16 protein-coding genes are annotated in these 23245 nt (G+C 44.8%); 2 read left to right on the forward strand and 14 right to left on the reverse strand.

Annotated elements, in window-relative coordinates; genetic code table 11:
- Window positions 1-5: 5 nt before the first annotated feature.
- From P40081_RS25730 to P40081_RS25785, 12 genes are all read right to left on the reverse strand, one after another.
- Window positions 6-1340: a sigma-54 interaction domain-containing protein gene (locus P40081_RS25730; protein WP_042139057.1), complete on the reverse strand. Its 1335-nt coding sequence runs from the start codon at window positions 1338-1340 to the stop codon at window positions 6-8.
- A 157-nt stretch (window positions 1341-1497) separates the two neighbouring features.
- Window positions 1498-2457 carry a DUF561 domain-containing protein gene (locus tag P40081_RS25735; RefSeq protein ID WP_042139058.1) on the reverse strand — a complete coding sequence of 320 codons (960 nt, stop codon included), beginning with the start codon at window positions 2455-2457 and terminating at the stop codon, window positions 1498-1500.
- A 66-nt stretch (window positions 2458-2523) separates the two neighbouring features.
- On the reverse strand, window positions 2524-3762 hold the full coding sequence (locus P40081_RS25740; RefSeq protein WP_042139059.1) for an L-lactate MFS transporter: 1239 nt from the start codon (window positions 3760-3762) through the stop codon (window positions 2524-2526).
- Window positions 3763-3802: 40 nt separating this feature from the next.
- Window positions 3803-5389, reverse strand: a complete 1587-nt coding sequence (locus P40081_RS25745) for an acyl CoA:acetate/3-ketoacid CoA transferase (RefSeq protein ID WP_042139060.1) — start codon at window positions 5387-5389, stop codon at window positions 3803-3805.
- Window positions 5390-6088: 699 nt separating this feature from the next.
- On the reverse strand, window positions 6089-8476 hold the full coding sequence (locus tag P40081_RS25750; RefSeq protein WP_042139061.1) for a beta-glucosidase: 2388 nt from the start codon (window positions 8474-8476) through the stop codon (window positions 6089-6091).
- Window positions 8473-9579 carry a UDP-galactopyranose mutase gene (gene glf / locus P40081_RS25755; protein WP_042139062.1) on the reverse strand — a complete coding sequence of 369 codons (1107 nt, stop codon included), beginning with the start codon at window positions 9577-9579 and terminating at the stop codon, window positions 8473-8475. The genes P40081_RS25750 and glf overlap by 4 nt, the downstream gene beginning before the upstream one ends.
- Before the next feature lie 86 nt (window positions 9580-9665).
- Window positions 9666-10682 (reverse strand): glycosyltransferase family 2 protein, encoded by a 1017-nt coding sequence (locus tag P40081_RS25760; RefSeq protein ID WP_039293460.1) that lies wholly within the window; start codon window positions 10680-10682, stop codon window positions 9666-9668.
- A gap of 26 nt (window positions 10683-10708) precedes the next feature.
- On the reverse strand, window positions 10709-11305 hold the full coding sequence (locus P40081_RS25765; protein ID WP_042139063.1) for a hypothetical protein: 597 nt from the start codon (window positions 11303-11305) through the stop codon (window positions 10709-10711).
- Window positions 11292-13691, reverse strand: a complete 2400-nt coding sequence (locus P40081_RS25770) for a glycoside hydrolase family 2 protein (protein WP_042139064.1) — start codon at window positions 13689-13691, stop codon at window positions 11292-11294. The genes P40081_RS25765 and P40081_RS25770 overlap by 14 nt, the downstream gene beginning before the upstream one ends.
- 19 nt (window positions 13692-13710) lie before the next feature.
- The gene (locus tag P40081_RS25775; protein WP_042139065.1) at window positions 13711-14133 is read right to left on the reverse strand and encodes a hypothetical protein; all 423 of its coding nucleotides are present in this window, start codon (window positions 14131-14133) and stop codon (window positions 13711-13713) included.
- A gap of 1 nt (window position 14134) precedes the next feature.
- Window positions 14135-17083 carry a glycoside hydrolase family 3 protein gene (locus P40081_RS25780; RefSeq protein WP_052421999.1) on the reverse strand — a complete coding sequence of 983 codons (2949 nt, stop codon included), beginning with the start codon at window positions 17081-17083 and terminating at the stop codon, window positions 14135-14137.
- A gap of 33 nt (window positions 17084-17116) precedes the next feature.
- Entirely contained in the window at window positions 17117-17734 is a 618-nt protein-coding gene (locus P40081_RS25785; RefSeq protein ID WP_042139067.1) for a hypothetical protein, read from the reverse strand.
- 245 nt (window positions 17735-17979) lie between these two features.
- Here P40081_RS25785 and P40081_RS25790 point away from each other — a divergent pair, with 245 nt between their 5' ends.
- Window positions 17980-18693: a LytR/AlgR family response regulator transcription factor gene (locus P40081_RS25790; protein WP_042139068.1), complete on the forward strand. Its 714-nt coding sequence runs from the start codon at window positions 17980-17982 to the stop codon at window positions 18691-18693.
- A complete protein-coding gene (locus tag P40081_RS36645) occupies window positions 18690-20021 on the forward strand; it encodes an ATP-binding protein (RefSeq protein ID WP_052422000.1) in 1332 nt (443 codons plus the stop codon). Before P40081_RS25790 ends, P40081_RS36645 begins: the two co-directional genes overlap by 4 nt.
- A gap of 297 nt (window positions 20022-20318) precedes the next feature.
- On the opposite strand, the gene P40081_RS25805 is transcribed toward P40081_RS36645, so the two are convergent.
- The gene (locus tag P40081_RS25805; protein ID WP_042141469.1) at window positions 20319-21662 is read right to left on the reverse strand and encodes a GH1 family beta-glucosidase; all 1344 of its coding nucleotides are present in this window, start codon (window positions 21660-21662) and stop codon (window positions 20319-20321) included.
- 5 nt (window positions 21663-21667) lie between these two features.
- The gene (locus tag P40081_RS25810) at window positions 21668-23245 is read right to left on the reverse strand and encodes a glycoside hydrolase family 43 protein (RefSeq protein WP_042139071.1); all 1578 of its coding nucleotides are present in this window, start codon (window positions 23243-23245) and stop codon (window positions 21668-21670) included.

Genomic DNA, 23245 nt, shown 5'->3' on the forward strand with positions numbered 1-23245 from the left:
ACTACTTAATTCCGCAGCACTTCTTCCATTTTCTTCAGCTTTCTGTAAATAACCGACCGGTCCACACTTAATTTTTTGGCCGCTTCTGTACCGTTTCCATAACAATCCTTCAGCACTTTTACAATATAACGGCCCTCTGCTACTGCAGTGAAATCTTTCAGCGCAGACAGGTGATGTTTGTTCTTGGCTATGAAGTGGTCAATTGCAAACCAGTCCGCCACCTGATCCTCTTCCTCCTGGCTAATTTCCAAATATTCCGTAACCACAAGCCGTTCGATATAATTCCTCAGCTCTCTTGCATTCCCGTGCCAGGGCTGACTCAGCATCTTCTCAAACTCTTCCGCACTTAAGACATATTTCTTCCCGTACATTTGATTGAAGCTGGCGATATAACTGGAGATTAGTCCTACAAGGTCCAACTTGCGGTTACGGAGCGGAGGAATATGAATCGGGATCACATTAATCCTATAATACAGATCTTCCCGGAATAGCCCTTTCTTCACCATACTCCACAGATCCCGATTCGTAGCTGAGATCACACGGCAATGGACCGGTATATTCACGATGCCGCCGACGCGTCTTACTTCATTATTCTCCAGAACCCGCAATAGCTTGGCTTGCATCTCAAGCGGCAAATCCGCTATTTCATCCAGAAAAAGAACCCCGTCATTCGCAATTTCAATCATGCCCGCCTTCACTTCCGTCTGTCCTTCCATGACTCCTTTTTCGTATCCAAACAATTCATATTCGAATAGAGCCGGAGCTATAGCTGCGCAATTAATCGCAATGAAGGGCCCCTTCCACTTTTCACTTCTCAGATGAATATATTTGGCTATAACCTCTTTACCGGTCCCGGATTCACCATAGATTAACACCTTGCTGTCGTAGGACGCGATCTGGTTGCAGACTTTAATGATCTGTTTCATGGCCAGGCTTTCGGCTACAATCCCTTTGCCTTCCCCCGCCGCTGATTCACCGAGCTGCTTGCTGATCTGCTGGGTTACAGGTACATTTGCTTCATAATAGGCGTGCTCCTGCTTGAATTCATTAGAAGTGGTGACTACCAGCTGCACCTCCCCATCCTTATCCAGAATAGGAATCGCTGTTGAGAAGATATGGAATCCTCTTGAGGTGATGACATTCTTCGAAACCTTTTGTTTACTTTGAATGGCCTCCATCGTAATCGAATGAGGATAATAGCCGGCCTTCACCAAGTCCTGGACATTCGCCTTCAGCAGCTCCTCCAATTGAACTCCGATGGTTAAAGCGGTAAATTCATTGGAGATTAATATATTTCCGTGTGGATCGGTCACAAATAAAGTGGACGGCAGCTCTTCCATAATTTCGTCTATCGTACGTTTACCTGATTTTTTATTTCTTTTAGTCAAATTTATCAGTCCTATACTATTATATTAACGCTTACATCCTTATTTAGAAAAAAAGCCAAACGATATCATTACGTAAATGATACCACTTGGCTTATGATATGACACTTTATTATGCGCCTACAACTGATAATGGTCCCAGCTGTAAATGCCCCAGCTTCCCGAGGGTTTCCTGCGCCTCTTCGAACATAGTAGTAATCATCTCTTCAACCGTAGTAATCTTATTCACCATCCCGCAAATCTGTCCAGCCATTACGGAGCCCGTATCTGTATCTCCTTCAAATACGGCACGGCGCAATGATCCCAGGCTTAATTTCTCCAGCTCTTCGCGTGAAGCCTTCTCATTCTCAAGTCTCAGGAATTCAGCAATCATACTATTCTTAATGCTTCTTACCGGACCGCCCAGGCTGCGGCCAGTCACCGTTGTGCTCGTATCATCAGCAGCAATGACGGCTTGTTTGAAGTTCTCGTGAGTAGGACATTCCACGGTAGCCAGGAACCGGGTTCCAACCTGAACGCCCTGTGCTCCAAGTGCAAATGCCGCTGCGATGCCACGGCCATCCGCAATCCCACCGGCTCCGATTACCGGAATCGACACTGCACTGGCGACTTGAGGCAGAAGGGCCATCGTCGTGGTTTCACCCACATGTCCGCCTGCTTCGGTTCCCTCTGCAACAATTGCATCCACACCTAAGGCTTCCATTTTCTTGGCGATTTTGACCGAAGGAACTACCGGAATGACGATAATGCCATGCTCTTTGAGTGTCTTCATGTATGGAGCAGGTGTGCCTGCACCTGTGGTCACAATCTTCACGCCTTCTTCGATAATGACCTCAATAAGCTCAGGGATATTGTTCATCATCAGCATCAGATTTACTGCGAAAGGTTTATCGGTGCTTGCCTTCACCTTACGAATCTCGTCACGAAGACGGTCCGCAGTAAATCCGCCTGAACCGATAATGCCCAGCCCTCCCGCATTAGACACAGCACCTACCAGAGGAGAAACTGCGATTTGAGCCATCCCTCCCTGAAAAATCGGATATTTAATCCCTAATAATTGTGTAATCGACATTGTGTTAACCTCCATTTATATTGTTCGTTAATGTAACTCAGTTATTCATTAATGTAACTCAGTTTCTTAAGCGGCTTGGGTAACTTCAGGCTGTGGCGGCTGTTGTTTATCCATTGCTTTGTACACAAAGGTTAGAGCAAACCCAACCAAAGAGATCACCAGCGCGATGTAAAAAGCATTCGTGAACATTCCGTCATTGGCCGCTGCCACCTTACCGGCAATTCTCGGTCCGAAGAAGGCCGCTCCTGAATAACCGATAAAGGTAACACCATAGTTGACACCGTAATATTTCATCCCAAATTTCTCGCCGACAATCGAAGGGAAGATGCCCATGGTTCCGCCGAAGCACAAGCCAATACCTGCGATGGCTACCGCAAATCCGGCGATGGATGTCGACAATGCTATAGTCAGCATCATGGCCGCAATGACCAGGTAGATCATGAGCAGACATTTTACCCGGCCGATTTTGTCGGATACAGCGCCCCAGAATACACGGCCGATGCAGTTACTGAGTGAGTACAGGCTTACATATAGTGCTGCGGCTGCGGCGGAGAGGCCAAACATCTTCTGTCCAATGACAGATGCGTTGGCGGTTACCATCATTCCTGACAAGGCACCGATTAGGAACAGGCAGGCGATGACATAGAATAGCGGCTTCTTGATCATTTCGTGCCATTGTACATTAACGCCACCCTTGGCAGCTCCGGCAGCCGGAGGCGCCCAGCCCTCAGGAGCATAACCGGCCGGAGCAGGTTTAACGAGCAGACCCAGGCTCAGAATAATTACCAGGAAGACGGCACCGAGCATGATCAATGCCGGCTGCACACCCTGACCGCTGATTAACGCGTTGGCTATAGGTGCGATAACGATAGTTCCGCCGCCGTAGCCCGCTGTAACAATTCCTGCAGCCAAGCCTCTTTTATCCGGAAAGAGCTTGACACTGTTGCCAATGGTAGAGGAATATACAATCCCCTGGCCGATCCCGGTAATAACACCGTAAGTGATATACAGCATCCAGGGTGCGGTTGCGAGTCCCGACAGAATGAAGCCAATCCCGAACATGGCTCCGCCGATAAAGATAGCCTTCCTCGCTCCCCCTTTATCGACCAGTTTCCCTCCCAGGATCATTGGAATTGGAGAGATTGCTGCATTGATCGTAAAAGCCATCATAATATCAGGCATCGAGACGTCAAACACTTTGGTTAATGGAAGGGCGAAAATACTGAATGCGTATATTGCACCTACACAGATATTAATGATGGCCGATGCGATCAGTATCCTCCAGCGGTTTAACTGAATATTCATGAGATCATCCCTTTTTATAGTGTATTGAAGCACTGATAGATTAATATACTTCCAATAAGACCCGGTTTTTCTCTGCAATGATAGATTTCAGCTTCCCCCAGTGTTCGTGGAACATGGCTTGATCCATTTGCTTGAGCGCAGGTGAGATCACCGGTACAAAGTCCATCTGATCCAGAATATGCGTCTGCAGGTCAACACCCGGTGCGATTTCAGTTAAGGTTACTTTTCCATCCAGCAGCTCAAATACCGCACGCTCCGTAACATATACAACCAGTTGCTCTACTTTGGCCGCATAAGAACCGCTGAACGTGATCTGCTGCACCTTCTTAATGAACTTTTTCACTTTTCCCTCTTGAAGGATGTGCAATTTCCCGTCTTCAACCTTGATCTCCAGACCGCCGGCGGTAAATGTACCTGCGAATACCAGCTTTTTGGCTGCCTGAGAGATATTAATGAATCCGCCGCATCCGGCTACCCGGGTACCAAATTTGCTGACATTTACGTTCCCGGACTCATCCATTTGAGCGAGGCCAAGGACAGATAAATCGATACCGCCTCCATCATAGAAATCGAACTGCGCGTCATGATCTACAATGGCCTCAGAGTTATAGGCATGGCCGAAGTCCTTCAGACCTGCGGGAACACCCCCGATAGAACCGGCCTCCGTGGTTAGAATCAGCTGGTCACTTACTCCCTCCTCTTCTGCTATGTTGGCAACATTAACCGGAATTCCAACCCCAAGATTCAGGATCGCATTCGGCTGAAGCTCAATTGCTGTGCGGCGGGAGATGATTTTGCGCTCATCCAGCGGCAGCGATTCAATAGATTCGGTAGGCACCTTAACATGACCGGAGAATGCCGGATTATATTGGGTGTTCTCTGTCTGGTAATGATTCTCCGGCTTGGACACGACAATATAATCTACTAGAATCCCTGGAACTTTAACATCCTTAGGGTTAAGGGTGCCGCGCTTGGCAACCGTCTCTACCTGGGCGATCACGATGCCTCCCGAATTGCGGACTGCCTGGGCGATAGGCAGAACCTCCATATGCAGGCCTTCCTTTTCCAGCGTCAGATTGCCATTCTCATCAGCCACGGTTCCGCGGATCAAGCCGACATGAATAGGAAAGGATTTATAGAATAACCACTCCTCGCCCTCTAGCTCGATAACCTTTACAATGTCTTCCTTCGTGGACGGGGACATTTTGCCGCCTTCGACCCGGGGATCAACGAACGTCTCCATGCCTACTTTGGTAATCACACCCGGACGCTTGGCGGCAATTTCCCGGTAGAGCTGAGTAATTACACCCTGGGGCAAATTGTACGCTTCACATTTGTCTTCTTCGATCAGCTTCGCCATCCCGGGGGAAGCAATGGCAATTCCGCCAATCCAGCGTTTAATCAATCCTTCATGGCCTAAATGGCTCATCCCTTTGTCGCGGCGGTTGCCGACTGCACTGGCGTGCATGACCGTCAGATTTCTCGGCAGCCCCGTTTGCATGAAGCGGTCCTCAATGGCTATCCCCATCTCTTCTGCCCAGCAGGACAATCCAAATCCGCTGGCTGCCACTGTATCTCCGTCTTTGATGAGTTCCGCTGCTTTGGCGGCTGAAATTACTTTGGTCATTTCATCTGCTCCCTTGTATGTGAATAATTTCACTTCGCTGATTAAAAAAATAAAACGCTTGATTGATACGTCTTAAAAGTATTGTGAAATATTTCGCAATGTCATCGTATTACAGAAAAAAGGACCGGTCAACCGGCCCAAAATGGCTTTAATTCAAGGTTTTTTTCTGTTGTTTTTTTGCGACTGGCACTGTTGAACGCATCCCCTTCAAGCACGTTTTGTCTGCAATGCCTGATTAGCAGGCCTGAACAAACAGCTGAAATACACGGCTGAATATCCCCCACCCGGTCTAGAGGTATGAGTCGCAAAATAACCACACTATTTCATCCCCCATAGTCTCGCCGTTAGTGACAACAACGCGGAGGCGGCCTTTCCTAACCGGCGGATAATACAAATGGATGCAGAATCGAAATTAATATTCCGTATCTGTCCAGAAAAAATAAAATATTTTTCGCATATTGCGTAAATTGCATTTTTGCAACAGCGGATTGTTGCGGAAGTATTCAAAAAATAATTCAAATCCTTTTTATGTGGACGTAACCTTCCTTTTCACTGGTGCACCAGACTGTAGTCAAAGAAAGGGCATTACCATGCGCATGTCCTAAAAATGAACGCCCGCTGATAATGCCCCCTAATATAAAAATCTGAAAACTTAATTTTTGTTGAATGATTTTGTTCATCCTAATGCATGGATCAAATCTACTTTGTATATTTTAATACATGACTTAATCCTCTAAAAAAACGACCATTTACCATCATCAAAATCCCATCCAGCATCTTCATATTCACAATTCCGCCTGTCATTCTCGCAATACCTCTGAAGGGCATATGATAAATAGACATCATGATGATATTAGCTGTGCTTCTCTTTTCGATCTTTATTAAAAACCAATGAACAAAAACTATTAAATGGTAAACAAACCTCGCACTTCTTCCCTTTGCATACTGGCACTGGGCAATCGTATCGTTGTACCCCAGAGGCTGTGACCGGTCCCATTTAGAGACAGGTATTTTATATCCAAGCAGATATTCAAATTCAGCTGAGCTGACATTGTTGGCTTTTCCCGAATAATAGGCGGGAAGCATGTCCTTATCATAAGGAGTGTGTGCACCTGTCCCTTCTACAAACAGGGTGTCTGCCAATCGGATGTCTGCACTTGAAGCACCGATACTGATCTCATAGTCCGCTGCTTCGATTTCCCATTTATTTGTCTTCACGTTGAAATAGCGGAATGTTTTATCATCAAAAGGCAGCGTTACTTTCCGGGTCTCTCCCGCAGCCAGACACACTTTGGCAAATCCTTTTAATTCTTTAACCGCTCTAAATATTTCCTGCGATTTACAGCCTACATATAGCTGAACAATCTCCATTCCGGGAACATCTCCGGTATTCGTTAATTCAAATGTTACCCCTTTACTGGAAACCTCAAGGTTGGAGTACTCATATTGGGTATAGCTTAGTCCGTAACCGAACGGGAAAAGCACGTTCTTATTTGCTGTATCATAATAGCGGTAGCCCATATAAATGCTCTCTCTGTATTCTACGGTGGCTTCCTTACCCGGGAAGTGGTGATAGGAAGGCGTATCTTCATAACACAGGGGATAGGTTTCTGCCAGTTTCCCTGAAGGATTCACTTCTCCCGTTAAAACCCTCCCAATAGCCCCCGCTCCTGCTTGCCCCGATAGATAACCGTGGATTAATCCTTTAATCTTATGAATCCACGGCATCTCTACCACAGAGCCGCAAGCGAGCACTGCTACAATGTTGGGGTTAACTTTATATAATGCGTGTAATAGGTTAATCTGATTCCGGGGGATCTCCATGCTTCGTCTATCTAATCCTTCAGTTTCAGAAGCTTCGTCCAGACCCATATATAGAAGAACAACATCAGCTTTTTGGGCAAGAGCACAAGCCTTATTCAGTTTTTTCATATTATTCTTGCCTTGACGTTCAAAACCGGGCTCATATCCAATACTGATCAAATTTGATTGTTCTAGATCATCTAACAGATTACCGGTAATTGTTGGATTTACAATAGAAGATCCAGCCCCCTGGTATCTTGGATTTTCCGCAAAATTACCGATTACGGCTAACTTCATACCTTTTCTAAGGGGTAATATATTCCCTTCATTTTTAAGAAGCACCACAGACTCTTCAGCAGCTCTCTTTGCCAGCTTATGATGCTTTTCCACATCAAATTTCCCAGGTCTGCTGGAAGCTATTCTTGTTGTAAAAATAAGCTCAAGTAGTCTGTTCACACATTCATCTAATCCTTCTTCCACGATTTCTCCGCTCTGGATGGCCCGGATGATTTCAGCATTCGTCTCGCCTGCGGTTGTCGGCATCTCGAGTTCATTGCCAGCTAACAATCCTGCTAAGCGGTCATTACTGCCGCCCCAATCAGTGACAACAACCCCTTGATAACCCCATTCATCACGCAAAATATCCCTCATTAAATGGATGTTCTCATTCGTGTAACTTCCATTAAGAAGGTTATAGGAAGACATAAGCGTCTTCGGCTTGCCTTCCTGAACAGCGATTTCAAATGCAGTCAGATAGATTTCCCTAAGCGCTCTTTCATCTACACATGCATCTATTGACATCCGTCTCTCTTCTTGATTATTTACTGCGAAGTGCTTTACACATGCTGATATTCCCTGTGATTGAATGCCCCGGATGTAACCAGCAGCCATTTTACCGGCAAGATGCGGATCTTCACTGAAATACTCGAAGTTCCTTCCGCAGAGAGGGTTTCTCTTCATATTAATACCAGGCCCGAGAAGAACATTGACTTGCTGCGAAGCAGCTTCCTCTCCAAGATACTCTCCAATCCTCTCACCAAGCTCCACATTCCAGCTGTTAGCTACAGTCGCAGCGGTTGGGTAACAAGTTGCTTGAATGCTGGCATTTAGTCCAAGATGGTCTGCTGCTGCTGCCTGCCTTCTAACACCATGGGGCCCATCCGCCAGATACAGGCTGTGGATTCCCAGACGGTCGATGTTTTGAGTCGTCCAGAAATCCTTACCTGACATTAACAATGCTTTCTCTTCTACACTCATTTGGTTAATTAAAGTTTCATACTTCATCTGAATTCTTCTTGGACTAAGCTTAAGGCTGCTGCAATGACTTGATGCATATCGAAATATTTATACATACCCAGTCGTCCCCCGAGCACAATATTGGGCAGATCCTCCGCTAGCTCACGGTACTTTCTATATTTCTCATTATTACCGTCATCATTTAAAGGGTAATACGGCTCGTCACCCTTTCTCCATGTTTGCGGGTACTCTCGAGTAACGATGGTCTTTGGCTGTTCGCCAAATTCAAAATGTTTATGCTCAATAATCCGCGTATATGGGGTTTCTGCATCCGTATAATTGACCACTGCATTTCCTTGATAGTTTTGCCGGTCCAAAGTAACGGATTCAAATCTTAAACTCCGGTATTCTAATTCACCGTACCTGTAATCAAACAATTGATCGATCATTCCTGTATAAACAATCTTGGGGTATTCTTCTAAGTAAGCCGCTTTATTTGCAAATAAGTCTTGATTCAACTCTAGGTCAATCAATTCACTAGACAGCATTTTTTCAATGATTTGCGTATAGCCGCCGATAGGAATTCCCTGATACCGGTCATTGAAATAATTATTATCATAGGTGAAACGGACAGGGATCCGTTTGATAATGAAGGCAGGCAGCTCTGCTGCTTTACGCCCCCATTGTTTTTCGGTATAACCCTTTACCAGTTTCTCATAGATATCGAGTCCAACTAATGAAATAGCTTGTTCTTCCAGGTTATTCGGATCCCCAATTCCAGCGGCTGATCTTTGTTCAGCGATCCTTGACTGTGCTTCGTCAGGCGTAATCGTCCCCCATAATTGATTAAATGTATTCATATTAAAAGGCAAGCTATATATTTCACCTTTATAGTTGGCAATGGGACTGTTGGTATAGCGGTTAAATTCGGCAAACTCATTAATGTAGTCCCAAATCCCTTTGTTATTCGTATGGAAAATATGCGCCCCGTATTGATGTACCTGGATACCTTCAATATTTTTGGTGTATACATTACCGCCCAGATGATCCCGCTTATCGATTACCTTTATCCGTCTTCCCCGCTTGGCTGCTTCATAGGCAAAGATACTGCCGAATAGTCCGGAGCCCACAACCAGATAGTCGTATTTCATATAGGTTCACCCTGCCTTTTATCAAAATTTGCGACGTAAAAAAATAAACCTGCAGATGAAGGGTCACATCCACAGGTTTGCAGCTTTCAATTGAATCCCACAATCTTCTGTGAGACTTTATAGGCAGATACCGTTATACTGCGGCCCAAATACCCCGGAATATTCATCATTCTTCCCATGACTCCGTATCTGATCGTATTGTATAACTCAATATCTTTTTCATTCATATACTTCCACAGCTCTTTTTTCTTCTGCAGATTTTCTTTCTTACGTGAACGGATTAACAGGATTGTAGAAATAATTGTGATAATCTCAAGGTAATTGAGCATATATTGGCGAAGCTTAGGACTTTTAATCTGTTCAATGTTCATTCCATCGATCATGAGCTTATTCACTTTAAGCTGCTGGTCTATTCTTTCAATCATCACTTTCTCATTAACCGACTGATCTTCTCGTCCAATGAAATACCGGTAGAAATCGACGTTCACATAATAAATCCGCTTCACTTTTTCAAGTGGTTTAAACACAAACAGATTGTCCACGTAGAAGGTATGCTCGGGAAGTGTGAAGCGGCATTCTTTTAACAAATTCGTGCGATAGATAATGGAATGCATTAAAATATACTGGCCTTTACGGAAGGATTTAATTTCATCCCAGGTGAACACCCGTCCCTCAGGAAGGTTCCGGTCATACTTCATTACCTTCCGGTGCCGTTTACCTGTTTTCTCATATACGAAATTGCTGACAACCATATCGACGGCCTTGCCCTCAGCGACCAGCGCCTTTAGCTTCATCCGGATTTGTTGATATGCCTCCCGGTCCACCCAGTCATCACTGTCCACCACTTTAACAAACAAGCCGGCAGCAACCTTAATCCCCGTATTCACCGCACCGCCATGGCCTTTGTTTTCTTGATGTACCACTTTGACCATCGATGGATACATGCTCTCGTAGCTGTCTGCAATCATTCTAGTGCCGTCGTTGGAGCCATCATTAACAATAATGATTTCAATTTCTTCGTCATTAACTAGCAGGCTGCTAATACAGCGGTCCATATAATCCTGTGAGTTATAGCAGGGTACAATGAATGACAATAATTTCATTATTACTAACCTCTTTTTATTCTTTTTTAGGCCACCTTTTGCTGTTTATCTTCTTTGAAAATGATCTTCAGGATCGGGAAATACACCCAGAACGAGATGGCAGCATTAATAATCATCGTAATCAAATCTGCAGCCGTTTCACCGGTTCCTCCAAACCTATCAATAAAGAACTGGTAGATCGGGTCCTTGTACCACCCCTGAAGGGCACCCGCGCAAATGGTTATCAGAATATAGGCGATAAGATACCAGACAGCCGCTTTGTAAATATTGCTTTTGGATCGAAAGGTAATATTCCGTTGAGCAAAGAAGTTAATCACCTGGGCGATCCCCAGCGTCAGTTGAACAGCAAGGAAGTAGGATAGTCCACCGCCTCCACCAGAGGCGATTGACCCTGAAGGATAGTTGAAAATATAGTAGGGAGATCCATCAGTATTATGTCCAACCGGTAAAATCTGAAAATCATGAGCTTCCAAAGCAGATCCGCTAAAAACTGCCTTCAAAACCGGCATAAGGATCATCTGAAACACCGTAATGCCATTGCTTAATAACAAAAACATAATAAATTGCGCGATTTGGGGATGTTTAAGACTGTAGTTACTCCAGAACGCTTTAATACCGCTCACTAATACCACTTCCTTCTATTTTCACACTAAAGCGCAACTGGACTGGTTCTGTCTGATTGGAAGTAATCGTCAATGTCCCTTCTCCAGCTATCCCTGTTGTTTTAACATAGGTGCCGCACATGCCCCCTTCGGCAGTGACACAATCCGGACCTACGATTTCTATTGCACCTACTGCTTTTAAGAAGACCGGCAGATGTGAGTACGTGGCATTGTTGTTATTCGCATCTACAACCCGAATACGGACGGACGCGACATCATAGGTATCCGCTTCGGTTAACTCCGTTCCGCTAACTATAGTTTCCAGATGAATGCTCGCGTTAGAGGCCTTGACTACCTCAGCGACCACCTGTCCATTCTTGACCGCTTCAAAGCGGTATACAGGTGCGGACACGCCCCAATTTTCAATGTATTTGAAGAACAGTTTGTAAAAGGTTACGGGTGAAACCAAATGACGAAGCATTACCCACAACGCTTTGAAAATATACTTTGGAGGTAATGCAGTACCAAACCGTTGAACAGCCAGCAGACATTCTTTAATGGCTTCGGCTTTTTGGTGTGAATACTTTTCTCCTTCTTCAATCACATTGCCCACGGTGTCGTAGAATTCGATTGGCGGATGCGGTAAATAGCGGTATTTTTTGTTGACCGGCTTAAATTCCCGGATCATCCGTTCATTCTTGTATAGACGAACCGAATCGGCATTAGTGAAAATATAATTTTCACCGACAGCACCTCCCGGGTAATCGCCGATATGCATATCTGAACCGACTTCCAGAACCGGGGTTTCCTCTGAGAAGCTGGCATAGACTTTCGTAGCCAGTTTATGATTGCGGTACATGTCCATGATGCCGTGATAGCATATCCGGTCACCTGATCCGAAATCACCATGAGTTTGATAATCGAACATACACCACCCGAAGGCTCCTGCAATATCTTCTCTTTTATATACCTCATTTAGCACATTGGCATGGCGCATAGCGTGGGACAGCCGGTGGGTCGGCGTATCCGTCGCCTTGGTCGGAAACATGTGACCATTGAACTCGGCAATGAGATAGGCTTTATTCTTATTAGGCGATATCAGCCACCTTGGCAGTAATCCGCCATTCTTCCCTGTATGAGAAAAATCATTGAAGGCATAAACATCTTCTAATAAACTGCTTCTCCATAGAAAGCGGACTCCGCTTGTCTGTCTGCTATGATCCAGACGGCGGGCAATTTCATTGGTCTTGGAGTACAAGACATCATCATCTTGCGATTCGTTCACACGGACTCCCCAGAGAATAATCGAGGGATGGTTACGATACTGCAGGATCATTTCTTCAACATTATCACAGACGATCCGCTTCCACTCTTCATCGTTCTTGATATGCTGCCAGCCCGGTGTTTCTGTGAACACAAGCAATCCCAGGCGGTCACACGCATTCAGAAAATGCTTGGACTGGGGATAATGGGAGGTGCGGACCGCATTCACATGAAGCTCTTCTTTCAATATTCTTACATCTTCCACCTGCATGGATGCCGGCATAGCATAGCCTACATGAGGATAGCTCTGATGGCGGTTTAATCCGCGAATCTTATATTTTTTTCCGTTTAAATAGAACCCGTCACTTCGAAAATCTGCCTGCCGGAAACCAAAAGATACATGGTAATCATCGATAATTTCCCCATTCCTATTTCTTAACGAGGCTATTAGTGTGTATAAATATGGTGTTTCCGGGCTCCACTCGTGGGGGCTTGTAACATCGATGCTGCATGTACTGACTACTGCCCCTGATACCTTGAGGCTCTGTTGGCCGACTGTCTTTTGCTGTTGATCAAGTATGCTCAATTCCAGTGTGCGGGCTATATCCGGCTGACTGATGGTCACATCAATAACTGCCTGATTCATATCCGGTGTCCGTACAAACACATCTTCAATGTAACTTTGATCCGCAAGCAGTAGCCACGCTTCACGATAGAGTCCGCCATAGGTCATGTAATCAATAACATGGCCGAATGGCGGTACATTGGCATCTTCCCGTGTATTTAGACGAACGACAATTCTGTTCTCTTGCCCGTATACCAGCTTATCTGTTACTTCTACCCGAAATGCAGTATAGCCACCGTTATGAGTCATTAACTGCTCGCCATTGACAAACACCTCTGCCACATGAGCAGCACCATCGAACTGCAGGAACAGACGCCGACCCTTTAAGGACTCAGGAACCTCAAGATTACGTCTATAACCGCATATCATCTGACAGGAGCTTTCCTCCATATAGTGCACAGGTACTTCTTTACAAGTGTGGGGCAGCCTTACGGCTGTCCCCTCTCCTGTAAAGTTAAAGAATTCATCAGTTATATTCTCTATAAAACCCCATCCGTCACAGATACTAATCTTTTTCATTTCCGATTCTCCATCTTGTTCATTTTGAAGTATTTACGATGTAGATTAAGCCTTCTGACCTTGATTGTTTCATGAAGCAGGAAACCAGGGAGGCAACCGTTCCGATCGCAAAGGCAATCCCGAAAATAATAACAGCCTGCGGGTTTCCTCCGATGAAATTAACCCCGTTGATAACATCAGACAGCGTTGGAAATCCTAAATACAGATGCATAGAGAGCGCTACGCCAAAACAGATCGATGGTAGAAGCGGCGCGAAACTATAGCTTTTAACCAAAACCAGCAGTTCTCCCAAGACACCTGCTATGATTAGACCAAAGGTTACAAAGGAAAAGGTCCGATCGCCATAATCAAAAATGATAAATGCAATATTTGCTGCAAGCATCAGGCAGGCAGCCAGAAAGCCAATCCAGAAACCTGACGTCCGATCTTTAAATAAGACCATTCTATTTTCCCACCTTTACCTTTACATTTCTTCTGAGACTGGATCTGATGAACAGCAATACACTGATCAGCAGTAATGCACCAAGTGTATAATTAATCACTTTCAGCAAGGTTTGCCACCATGGTGTAAACCCTTCAACTTCAGTGTCATCCGTTAATCCATTAAGCAGATTCGATTTGGCCAGTGAATAATAGAAATGTTTATTGGCCCGTCTCAACTCCTGCAGAACATAACCGTCCTTCTTACTTGCTAGGTACTTATGAACTTCGCTCGCACGGTTAGTGTCTGCATTGAACGTGTCTGTTCCCGCCACGAGCGATTCAATCGTTGGAATATTCGGATTGCCTTTGACAGAGTCCGTAATGGTTACGCCTTTGAAGCCCCATTCATTTCTGAGGACTTGTTTCAACGTTGCCGAATCTGCATAGGCCAGCCGGGCACCAATCCGGGAGAATGACATCATCGTGCCAAGCGAACCTCCTTGGGTAAAGGCGCCTTCAAAAGCTTTCAGCGGACCTTGGCGATACGCCTGTTCCGTCATAAATGTAGACAGCTCTTGTCTGTTCGTTTCCTGATCGTTGGCTACGAAATGTTTAATGGCAGCTGTTAACCCCTTGGCTTGCATCGCTTCAGTTTGATTAGCTCCCAAAAGATAAGCAAGAATACTATCCTCAGAGTAGTATTCAAAGTTACGTCCGCTAAACGGTGTCCGGTGTAAATTCCCGCCTGGTGACCATAGCTGTGAAGTGCCGCTGAATAGGCAATCCTCTGCAATAAATTTGCCTCGTTCTGCTAATAATTCTTTATTCCAGGTTGCAGCTGCCACGACTTGAACAACATGGAAGGTTGCCGGCTGATTGCCGCCATACAAATAATTAGATTGTGAGCCCGATGGGCCATCCGTATTTTTGTTGACCGGTTTATTAATCGACTTAACTGCTGGTTGGCCAAAATTCTCGCCAATTGTGGCACTTAACTCGCTTAGCGTTAACTGATCAAGGAATTTATTCCATGTTGTATCATCTTCAAATGGAACATCCTTCATATCCAGCAGCTTGAGCGTAACCTCTGCACCTTGAGTAATGCTGTCGTATGCAGGTGCATCAGCTGGTTTTACATATTTTTCGTTGTACATTACATCTTTCAGTTGATCTGTTGCCGTAATATTATTATAGGGCTCAGGATAAGTGTTCCAATCGTTGCGCGTTAAATACGTTACCGTATCCCCGGCAAAATGGTTAATATCAACCTCTGTGAATTGGTTGGACACGATTTCGTCCGTATACGCTGACTTGGCATAGGTTACATTGTCCAATGATTCCAGAGGAACAGCGACTGCCTTGTCCGGCTCTCCAGCTACAGCAGTACCGTCTGCGGCAATTAGCTTTCCTTGTACATTGGCGCTTTCCTTATTAGCCAGTATGTTATTCAGAGCATCATGACTGTCATTTCCAATGGCGAAATAATAGTCGCCCGGATCAAAAACATAAGTACCTTTCTTGCTTGGATCAGCACCATTGTCAGCATTAGCGTCATAAGTAGCAAATAAATATTCATCTACAGTGACTGTTACTTCTTCCGATTCGCCTGCGGCTAACTCACTTGTTTTTCCGAAGCCGATCAGCTGGATCGCTGATTTCTCAGCCTGACCTTCTTCGTAGGGGAGCTGAGCATATACCTGCACTACGGACTTCGACTTTCCGGTATAAGCTGATTCTTGCGGATATCCTTCATTGGTAACTTTCACGGTCGCCGTCACCGTTTTTGCTTGTCTATCCCATTTCAGAGATGTTAACTCTTGGGAGAACTCGGCATAAGAGCTGCCATATCCAAAGGTATACACCATTTCATCTGCATAGCTCCAGCTGTCTTTATTAACAAATGCCCCCGCTTTGCTGTCTGCATTATGGAGTCCTAGAACAGCATCCTGATACCTTGTTTCGTAGTATTTATATCCTTGGTAGATACCTTCCGCTTCAACAATATAATGACCATCGTCATTACCGTATTGGAAGTCTCCGGCGTTTCTGACCGCCGGGGCAGACAGTGAATCTGCGGCGAAGGTATCAACCAGCCGGCCTGATGGATCTGCTGCACCTGTCAGTACATTGGCGATTCCGGTGAAGCCTATTAATCCGGGATTGCCAATCCAGAGTGCGGCATCTACTCCATACTCCTCTTCTTCAATCCAGCCAAGTTCCATGGCAAACGCACTATTGATCAGCACAATCGTTTTGGCGAATTTGCCGCTGTCCTTAATCATCTTCAATAAATCTTTTTCGGTGTCATGAAGCGCCAAGTGAGAGATTCCATCCCTGTCCGATGTCGCCAAGTCTTTGCCCTCTCCGCCATCACGCGACAACATGACTATAGCCGCATCGTTGAAATCATTCTGGTATGTGGCCTGCAGCTCACTGGTGTAGAAGCTTGAATCAACCTCACCAATGAACCAGTCAGGAGCTGCTTTTACTCTGGCCACCTCACTCTTTGCATAAGCATCGAATAACGGGTCATTAATCTTAAAACCCGCTGCCTCAAGTGCGCCATGCAAACTGACTTTACGTGCCTCATCCATACCCGGTCCGCCAGCATTCCCGCTGTACACAGGATCGGCTGTCGAACGGCCAAATAAGGTAACACTGCGTTCTTCTGTGCTTAATGGCAGAGCCGCCTGCTCATTTTTTAATAAAACTGTACCCTCTTCCATAGTCTGTATGTCATGTTTATCAGAATCCACTAACATTGCCTGCAAACCTGCATCCGATAGCTCGTAATCGCTCTTATAATGCATCGAGCTGGCATCCGCTTCAAGTACAGGTGCTGTGACATTAAGAAAGACATTAACTTGACCGCTCCAGCTGATTAGCAGTTGGGTCATGAGAATACTAAAGGTTAATAGGACTGCAGTAACTGCAGTAAACCCGCGCCATACATTCGATTTGCTTTTCAATGTGTTACCTCCCCCGCACAAGCGCTAGTTATCTTAATTCGCTGTTTCACCACTGGTTAATACGGTATAGTCGAAGCTCGCTTTGGCACCATCTACAATAATTGAAGCTTCAGGGAAAGCCACGGTTTCCAGATACTCTTCAGCAGTCAACGCAGGTCCTTCACCGCCAACAGCTGTACCCATTTCATCAGTCCAAGCTTTAGTATTTACATAACCAATCGGATTTGCGCCTGCTGAGTAGGAACTGTTCGCGATGACTGCTGTAGGTTTGGATAATTCCAGCGTGATTAGTCCTCCTTCATCGGTTGAAGTTAAGGTCCCATAGTATTTAGTGATGTTCGCCCCTCTGGGTACTACATCGTATTTACCATCATCAGCGAATTCCAAGGCTCCGGAGTAGAACGTTTCAGTGCTCGTTAAGCAGTACGTATTATCTGCAAAGGTCTCAATATTTTGCACACCGAAAGTTGCCTGCTTGAAGGTATGCTCCGGGTAAGCACTCATAAATTCAACATTAGTTCCAGAAGCATAATACCCTGTCAGTTCACTGGATCCGGAAGACTTCTCACCATTTCCGCATGCTGTGATTCCTATCAACAATGCCATCGCACAAATTGCAGTAAAAGCCTTTTTCACCGTTTTGTTTTTCACGAAAATTACCCCTTTAAATAAATTTTGTATACGCTTTCTAAAGCGCATGATTATTGTATAAGATCACGTTTGTCTTGTGTGGCTTTTAGCATAGGCTCATATAATTCAAGCAAATTCAGTAAGGTGGATTTTAGTTTATGCGGTATTTTTTTAGTCTGCGAGATACCAGAGTTATCTTATTGACAAAAGAGAAAACGCTTCCTATAGTAAAAAAGACCCTAGATCAACAACTGGAGAGATGAAAGATGATAATCACAATCGCCATTGTGGAAGATGATATTAATCAAGCCCGTTTGTTAGAAAGTCATCTGACAAGCTTTGGCATTGAAAAAGGAGTTTCTTTCAACATCATGCATTTCCAGCATGCTGTTGCACTGCTGGAAAATTACACTGCCAATTTTGATATTATATTTATGGATATTCAGTTACCTTATATGAACGGAATGGATGCTGCCCGAAGCCTCAGAGCCCTTGATAAGGAGGTTATCCTAATTTTCATTACTAATCTCACCCAATATGCGATTCATGGCTATGAAGTGGAAGCGCTTGATTATATCGTAAAGCCCGTTGAATATTATGATTTCGCATTGAAAATGTCCCGTGCCATCCGCAGAATTGATGAGAAGCCTGGACATGATATGTTAATAGCAACAGACAAGGGCATACGAAAAATATCGCCCAAAAGCATCCGGTATATTGAGACAGAAGGACACCACGTCATTTACCACACCGCAGAAGGTGACTTACGGCAGTATGCCACAATCTCATCGATTGAGGAGAAACTGCAGGAATATGATTTTTACAGATGTAACAATTGTTATTTAGTTAATCTGGCCTATGTACAAAGAATTCAGGGTTATACTGTTGTGCTGGATGGTGTAGATTTGCGGATCAGTCAGCCGAGGAAAAAAGCGTTTGTGGAAAAACTAATGTTATATGTAAGCAAGAAAAACTCATGAGTGAACTCATCAATAATTTATTAGGTGTCTACTCTAAACAGTTTATTATTCGTTCAGCCACTCTGATTGAGTTTGTATTTTGTGTGTTTCTACTAACACTGCCTTTTCAAAAGAAAAACGACTTTGGTATTAGATTAAGTATCATCACTCCATTCACCTTGCCGCTTATTTTTTTGATGTCGGTAATTAATTCGCTCTATCCCCAACTGTTTTCCAGTATGACGAATATTTTCATGTATTTATTTGTTTTGACCGCTCTATACCTTCTTTACCGGGAAACCTTTACTGAGCTGTTGCTGTGTCTTTGCGGCGCAGTAGCGATCCAGGTGATTGTTGGGCGTTTATACGAAATTTTGATTATCATATTAGACAAAAACCCCTATGAAACTCTTTCGTTTTTTCAAGAAATGGTTCCATTGCGGGATTGGGCATTATACTATTTGATTCATTTTATTTTTTGTTCCTTACTTGCTCTTCTTTTCCGCCGAAAGAGGGTGTATGACCATGACAGGGCTAACAAGCGGTTAATCATTTCTTTTTCGTTAATCTTTATTCTTGTTACAATGATACTTACCTCGGTCAGCCGTACCTTTGAGGGCGAGAACAATGTCCTGGATTTTATTATCCGGACTTTTGCAATTCTGTATGCTTTGCTTACTCTATTACTGCGTACAAGAATACTGGAGACTAGCAAGCTTAAGCAGGATTTATTAATCATGGATGAATTGCTGTATGCGGAGAAAAAGCAGTTTGACAACATGCGCAGTGAAATTGACATTATTAACATGAAAACTCATGACCTGCGTCAGCAGCTGGCAAATATCAGCTACAAGCTGACTAATAAAGAAATTGAATCTTTGAAGGCCGCTATTGAGGTTTACGATACAACCCACAAAACTGGGAGCGATATTCTGGATGTGATTCTCTACAAGAAGCAGCTTTATTGTGAAAAAAATGGGATTAAGATGAGTTGTATGGCAGATGGCCGCTGCTTAACTTTTATCTCCTCTACTCATTTATATTCTCTGCTAAGCAATGCCATAGAAAATGCTTTGGAAGCCGTGCAAGCCGTCAATAATGACAAGAAACGGACAATTTCTATATCAATAGGTAAAGTAAACGGTTTGACCGGAATTCACGTCACCAACTATTTCAATGATGATCTTACAATTAGTGACCATTTGCCGCAAACCAGCAAGAAAGATAAGGACCGCCACGGGTTTGGGATCAAAAGCATGCGCCATATTGCTGAACAATATAACGGAACACTATCATTTCAGACAGAGGATGATATTTTTTATCTTCATATTTATTTTCCGAATTCCTGAACCAATCTTTCTTGAGAGCCTTGTCTGTCATGCTGGACGCGGCGTAACTATGTTTTCTGTTTTCGCAAGCTCCATCTTCACGACTAATGCGATGCTCAAACAGATCAGCTTCACGCAAGCCTTTGGTATTCTGATCGATGTCTTCTTCATCCGGATAACGCTCGTTCCGACCTTCCAAAACATTAAAAAACAGGGTGTGCTGATAAAATTATCTGCACGCCCTGTTTTTATATAGTCCTCAACCCGAAATTCTTAATTTTCATCAACCTTATCCATAATCAATGCTAACTTAAGCTATCAAATGGTCATCCATCTATTTGCTATAACCTTTTTATACCAGAAAAAGCTGTCTTTGGGCGTTCTTTTCAATGTGTTGAAATCCACATGAATCAGGCCGAAACGCCTGCTGTAGCCATCAGCCCACTCAAAATTATCAAGTAAAGACCAAGCGAAATAACCCTTCACAGAAACCCCCGCCTCAATCGCCCGGTTTAACTGAGTTAAATGTTTGCTTAGATATGCAATACGCTTGGTGTCCTGAACCTTTCCCTGGACAGGATTGCCATCATAACATGCTCCGTTCTCGGTGATATAGATTGGAATCGGCCCATAGCGATCTGTAATGTGGACGAGTACCTTGTACAGTCCTTCAGGGTAAATCGGCCAGTTAAAGTCGGTTCTTTCATAGCCTTCATCAATATCCTCAAGATCAAATAATCCATTATCCTTCTGATATCGTCCTAATGAGCCCGTATAATAGTTGATTCCAAGAAAATCGATGGGTTGATTAATATCTTCCATATCCCCATGCTGAATTTCAACCTTCGCTCCCGCGGCCTCAAAAGCTGCGGCCATGAACTCAGGATACTCTCCCTTGAAAAGCGGGTCCATAAACCATTCTACCATCCAGCCTATTCTACGGCGGCATGCATCGACATCCTCCTGCTTAGGACTAAATGGTGTGCGCCAGCTTACATTCGGTGCATAGCCGATTTGCCCGGGAACTCCCAGCTTCCGGAACAGCTTGACGGTCCTGCCGTGGGCGATCATCAGATGATGGGCAACATCAAGCGCACTTTGCAGATTCTTCTCTCCGGGAGCCAAATCTCCTATGTAGTGGGCTTTGAAAGAGACACACCATGGCTCATTGAAGGTAGTCCAGTATTTAATTTTCCCTTGGAATGACTGGAACATTATCTCGGAGTACTGGGTAAAGGCCTCGATAGTCTCACGATTCTTCCAGCCTCCTATATCCTGTAGTGTCTGCGGAAGATCCCAGTGATATAAGGTACAGAAAGGTTCAATTCCATTCTCAAGTAGCTTGTCCACCAGACGGTGATAGTAGGCAAGTCCTTCCTTGTTAAGCTCTCCCGTACCATTGGGGAAAACTCTGGACCAGGATATTGAGAACCGATAGGTACGAAGCCCGAGCTCCTTCATATAAGCAATATCCTCTTCATAACGGTGATAGCTGTCACAAGCGATATCCCCGTTGTCACCATTACGGATATTCCCGGGAGCATGCGCGTAAGTATCCCAAATTGACTGGCCACGTCCCCCCTCATTCCACGCTCCTTCTATCTGATAAGCTGCCGTGGCTGCTCCCCAATAAAAATCTTCTGGAAACTGTATTATAGACAATCCGATCACTCACTTTCCTTATAAATAAAGTAATCAAAATCAGCATGCTGCCTGTTGCCTCCCAAATCCTGCACACACATTCCTACGAATGTACCGGTAAAACGCAATGGCTCCGAAGCTTCGTCCGAAAGATGCAGAATATTGATCTCCCCGCCAATAGAACACCAACTCCCAGCTTCAATTGCATAGTAGAACTGCAGACTATCCCGATTGACAACAGCCTTTAATCGGACCGGACTGGAATTCGGCAACTGCAGATCAGCCACTAGCAGCTCATCGTATACTCCATGTTTCGATTGGATAATCCCAATCACTCTGCCTTGCTGCTCAAGATGAGTAATCCTTAAGTACACATAATCTTCTGTGTTATAATAAAGGATCAGGCCGCCCATTTGCTGAAAGCTCTCAGGATCAAATTCGATTACCGTCTCCGCTACCATACAAAATGACTGCTGCCGGCGGGCAACCAAACTCTGCCTGTGGCAGGAGCTTAATGATTCCATTCCCTTTAGCCGCAGAAAGCCTTGCCGCTCACTAAGCGAGATCCAACCCTGGTCCGGAGGTATCCGCAGGGTGTTCCACTGGTTACCCAGCATGGGTGCGTCAAAATCATCCCGCTCCAGCTCCGGTTCAAACGGATGAAGCGGCAAGACTGGTGCCTGTACCGTAGCAGAAGGAGAATTTCCTCCCCCTTCCAGACGAAGCCAGCCTTTGTCGTCCCAGTAACATTTCTGTAGAGCTGTTTCCCTGCCCAACGTACAATGATGGCCGTCCGCCGGCCTTGCACATAAGTGGGCCATATACCATTCACCATTTTGAGTTTCAACCAGGGAAGCATGCCCTGCTTTTTGCAGTTCCAGCCCTGCATTACCGCTGCTAGTCAGCATCGGATTGAGCGGATCAACCTCGTACGGTCCGAGAAGCGAAGTGGATCGCGCAACAGTAACGGCATGCTGATAACGGGTTCCGCCTTCCGCCATAACCAGATAGTAATAGCTGTCCCGCTTATATACATGCGGACCTTCCGTAAATCCTATATCTGTTCCAACAAAGATTGTAGTAGCCGAACCAACCAGTCTTTCTTCGGCCTGCGAATATTCCTGAATGACAATGCCGCCGAACTTGTTCTTCCCCTTGCGGAAATCCCACAACATATTGAGCAACCATTTCCGGCCGTCGTCATCATGAAATAAAGACGGGTCGAATCCACTACTGTTCAAATATACCGGTTCCGACCATGGACCTTCTATATCTGCTGCTGTCACCAGATAGTTATGGGTGTCCTTAAAGGCACCTTTATGAGATTTAACATCTGTATAAATTAAATAGAAAAGACCGTTATCATACGTCAGGCAAGGTGCCCAGACACCATCGGAATCCCCGTTCCCCTGCATGTTCAGTTGTGATATCCGGTCCAATGGCCGATTCAGTAATCTCCAATGAGTCAGATCCTTGGAATGATGAATCTGAACTCCCGGGAACCACTCAAAAGTAGAGGTGGCAATATAATAATTGTCTCCTACGCGTACAATAGACGGATCAGGATTGAATCCCCGCAGTATGGGATTAGTAATGGTGTTCAT

It is taken from the genome of Paenibacillus sp. FSL P4-0081 (assembly GCF_000758565.1).
Classification (GTDB): Bacteria; Bacillota; Bacilli; order Paenibacillales; family Paenibacillaceae; genus Paenibacillus_AQ; species Paenibacillus_AQ phytohabitans.